The organism is Mycolicibacterium arseniciresistens, from assembly GCF_030519285.1.
GTDB classification, from domain to species: Bacteria; Actinomycetota; Actinomycetes; order Mycobacteriales; family Mycobacteriaceae; genus Mycobacterium; species Mycobacterium arseniciresistens.
Genome location: NZ_JAUMSQ010000445.1, coordinates 1 through 3892 on the forward strand (window position 1 = coordinate 1; position 3892 = coordinate 3892).

General features: G+C 69.4%; 4 protein-coding genes and 1 pseudogene. 3 read left to right on the forward strand and 2 right to left on the reverse strand.

Annotated features, from left to right (window positions below):
• Positions 1-92: pseudogene (locus Q2100_RS31795) on the reverse strand (oxidoreductase); the annotation flags it as partial.
• Positions 93-218: 126 nt separating this feature from the next.
• On the opposite strand from Q2100_RS31795, the gene acs reads away from it, so the two are divergent.
• A complete protein-coding gene (acs, locus tag Q2100_RS30175; RefSeq protein WP_302916976.1) occupies positions 219-2171 on the forward strand; it encodes an acetate--CoA ligase in 1953 nt (650 codons plus the stop codon).
• Positions 2172-2175: 4 nt separating this feature from the next.
• On the opposite strand, the gene Q2100_RS30180 is transcribed toward acs, so the two are convergent.
• Positions 2176-2883 carry a chymotrypsin family serine protease gene (locus Q2100_RS30180; protein WP_407667726.1) on the reverse strand — a complete coding sequence of 236 codons (708 nt, stop codon included), beginning with the start codon at positions 2881-2883 and terminating at the stop codon, positions 2176-2178.
• 130 nt (positions 2884-3013) lie between these two features.
• On the opposite strand from Q2100_RS30180, the gene Q2100_RS30185 reads away from it, so the two are divergent.
• Positions 3014-3529 (forward strand): phage holin family protein, encoded by a 516-nt coding sequence (locus tag Q2100_RS30185; RefSeq protein ID WP_302916977.1) that lies wholly within the window; start codon positions 3014-3016, stop codon positions 3527-3529.
• The coding region (locus tag Q2100_RS30190) for an alpha/beta fold hydrolase (RefSeq protein ID WP_302916978.1) at positions 3529-3892 on the forward strand (364 nt) is incomplete at its 3' end. The genes Q2100_RS30185 and Q2100_RS30190, both read left to right, overlap by 1 nt.

A 3892-nucleotide genomic window follows, 5' to 3' on the forward strand; every position in this document is an offset into this window, starting at 1 on the left:
GCCTTCCCGAGCGCCTCGCGGGCCTCCTCGGCGGCGGCGGCGACACCCGGCAGTTCGGCCAGCGGCGCCAGCGGATCGCGTGCCCCTGTCATGGCAGCACACGCTAGCCGACCGTTGACCTACCGTTCCGCGACGCTCGGCGCGCCGGATCCGCCGCCCGCAGCCGAGGTTGTGAGGACAGCCCTTGAGCGGCGCGCGTGGTGACTACGCTCACACCCATGTCCGAGACGCACACCGACATTCCGTCCGCCTACCCGCCGCCCGACGAGTTCGCCGCGCAGGCGAATGCGACCGACCAGCTGTACAGCGACGCCGAAGCCGACCGGCTGGCGTTCTGGGCGACGCAGGCCGAGCGGCTCGCGTGGGACACCCCGTTCGACGAGGTGCTGGACTGGTCGGAGGCCCCGGTCGCGAAGTGGTTCATCGGCGGGAAGCTCAACGTCGCCTATAACTGCGTGGACCGCCACGTCGAGGCCGGCAACGGTGACCGGGTCGCGATCCACTGGGTCGGTGAGCCGGTCGACGATCAGCGCACCATCACCTACGCCGAACTCAAGGACGAGGTGTGCAAGGCCGCCAACGCCCTGACCGATCTCGGCCTGGTCGCCGGTGACCGCGTCGCGATCTACATGCCCATGGTCCCGGAGGCCATCGTCGCGATGCTGGCGTGCGCGCGGCTCGGCGTCATGCACTCGGTGGTGTTCGCCGGCTACTCCGCGTCTGCGCTGCGGGCGCGCATCGAGGACGCCGAGGCGAAGCTCGTCATCACCACCGACGGCCAGTACCGCCGCGGCAAGGCGGCGTCGCTGAAGGAGGCCGTGGACGAGGCCGTCAAGGGCGAGACCACCGTCACCAACGTTCTGGTGGTGCGGCGCACCGGCATCGACGTCGAGTGGACCGACGGCCGCGACCTGTGGTGGCACGAGACCGTGGACGGCGCGTCGGCCGATCACACGCCCGAGGCCTTCGACTCCGAGCACCCGCTGTTCCTGCTCTACACCTCGGGCACAACCGGCAAGCCCAAGGGCATCATGCACACCACCGGCGGCTACCTCACCCAGAGCAGCTACACCCACTACAACGTGTTCGACGTCAAGCCCGAGACCGACGTGTACTGGTGCACGGCCGACATCGGCTGGGTCACCGGGCACACCTACATCGTGTACGGCCCGTTGTCGAACGGCGTGACGCAGGTGGTCTACGAGGGCACGCCGACGTCACCGACCGAGCACCGGCACTTCGAGGTCATCGAGAAGTACGGCGTCACAATCTATTACACGGCGCCGACCCTGGTCCGCACGTTCATGAAGCTCGGCCGCCAGATCGCCGCCGAGCACGACCTGTCGAGCCTGCGTCTTCTGGGCTCGGTGGGCGAGCCGATCAACCCCGAGGCGTGGCGCTGGTACCGCACGGTGTTCGGCGGCGACAAGACCCCGATCGTCGACACCTGGTGGCAGACCGAGACCGGCGCCATCATGATCTCGCCGCTGCCCGGCGTCACCGACGCCAAGCCGGGTTCGGCCATGACGCCGCTGCCGGGCATCTCGGCCAAGATCGTCGACGACGACGGCAACCAGCTCGAGCCGGGCACCGATCACGGCGAGCAGGCCAACGGCTACCTGGTGCTCGACCAGCCGTGGCCGTCGATGCTGCGCGGCATCTGGGGCGACCCGGAGCGGTTCAAGGAGACCTACTGGTCGCGGTTCGCCGAGAAGGGCTGGTACTTCGCCGGTGACGGCGCGCGGTACGGCAAGGATGGCGAGATCTGGGTGCTCGGCCGCATCGACGACGTCATGAACATCTCCGGGCACCGCATCTCCACTGCCGAGGTGGAGAGCGCGCTCGTCGGGCACGCCGGTGTCGCGGAGGCCGCCGTCGTCGGCGCCACCGACGATCAGACCGGGCAGGCGATCTGCGCGTTCGTCATCCTCAAGGCCAGCGCCAAGGGCGGCGCCGAGGACATGGTCGACGAGCTGCGCGCCGAGGTCGCCAAGGAGATCTCACCGATCGCCCGGCCGCGAGAGATCCACGTGGTGCCCGAGCTGCCCAAGACCCGCAGCGGCAAGATCATGCGCAGGCTGCTGCGCGACGTCGCCGAGGGCCGCGAGCTCGGCGACACCTCGACACTGGTGGACCCCAGCGTCTTCGAGGCGATCCGCGCGAGCAAGTAGAGCGTCAGGCGGCGCGGGCTCCCACCGGGACGAAGCCGGAGCCCGGCCGGTTCTTGCTGACGATGTCGGCCAGCTGCGCGTTGATCGACATCGTGACGGCGGGGGTGTGCAGCGGGATGTACTGGACGACGCAGGTCGGCAGGCCTTCGGTGAAGGCGCCGTGGATCATGCCGACCAGCTTGTTGTTCACCGTGACCGGCGCGCCGGAGTCACCGGGCTGACCGCACACCTGGTTGACGATGGTCCCCGGGTCCTCCCCCGGGCCCCACGTCACCCCGCACGACTGGCCGGTGGTGCGGCCCAGCTTGCACGCGATCTCGCCGAACGCCGGGTCGGGCCCGATGCCGTCGATCTGGAAGCCGTTGACGTTGTTGGTCGGCGTCACCTTGGCTGGATCGAACTCGATGACGGCGTAGTCGAGCGCCTCGTTGCCTGCGACCATGGTGCCCACCACGCCTGCGGCCTCGGCACCCTCGACGCCGACGGTGGCGCCCGGCCCACCGCAGTGCGCGGAAGTGAACCCGACCAGCGCGCCGCGGTTGTCGTTGCCGATCGCGGTGAGCGTGCACAGCGATTCACCGTTGACCACGATGCCCGAGCCGCCCCCGAGCACCACCGGCCCCTGGGCCTGCGCCGGCGCCGCCGGTGCCGCCAGCGCGAGCACGGCGGTGATCACCGCGACGAGAACGTGGCGGCGGTGTCTGGTGTGCAAACCAATCCCCTGTCGATGCGGCCCGACCCGCCAACGCTGCTGACTGAGACCAGTCTATGGCGGCCGGGATCGTTTAGCCGGTCACAGCATGGCAACATGAAGCGCGACCGAATATCAAAGCGCAGAGGATGTGCCCGTGAGCGACCGCAAGAACGGCGTGCCGACCACCGTCGCCTCGATCCCGCTGGTGGATCCGCACGCGCCGAAGCCCGACCCGTCCATCGGCGACCTGGTCAAGGACGCCACCTCGCAGGTGTCGACATTGGTGCGCGCCGAGGTCGAACTGGCCAAGGCCGAGATCACCCGGGACGTCAAGAAGGGGCTCACCGGCAGCGTCTTCTTCATCCTGGCGCTGGTCGTGCTGTTCTACTCCACGTTCTTCTTCTTCTTCTTCCTCGCCGAACTGCTCGACACCTGGATCTGGCGCTGGGCGGCGTTCCTGATCGTCTTCGGGATCATGGTGCTGGTCACCGGGGTGCTGGCGTTGTTCGGATACCTCAAGGTGCGCCGCATCCGCGGACCGCAGAAGACCATCGAGTCGGTCAAGGAGACCCGCGAAGCGCTCACCCCCGGGCACGACAAGAACCCCGGCAAGGCGCTCACATCTCCCAACGGTCAGTCGACCACCGACCCGTCGGGCTGGTAGTGCCCCGCCGCCGCGGCGGCGACGTCCGGCCCCCGCCTGATCCGTCGGTCACCAGGATCGACGGCCCCTGGCGGCATCTCGAGGTGCATGCCAACGGCATCCGGTTCCACGTCGTCGAGGCCGACGACGGGGAACCGTCGCCGGTGCCGACGAGCGAGCGGCCGCTGGTGATCCTGCTGCACGGCTTCGGCTGCTTCTGGTGGTCGTGGCGCCACCAGCTCCGGGGACTGACCGGCGCCCGCGTCGTCGCGGTGGACCTTCGCGGGTACGGCGGCAGCGACAAGCCCCCGCGCGGCTACGACGGCTGGACGCTGGCCGGTGACACCGCCGGCCTGGTGCGCGCGCTCGGCCACAAGAGCGCGA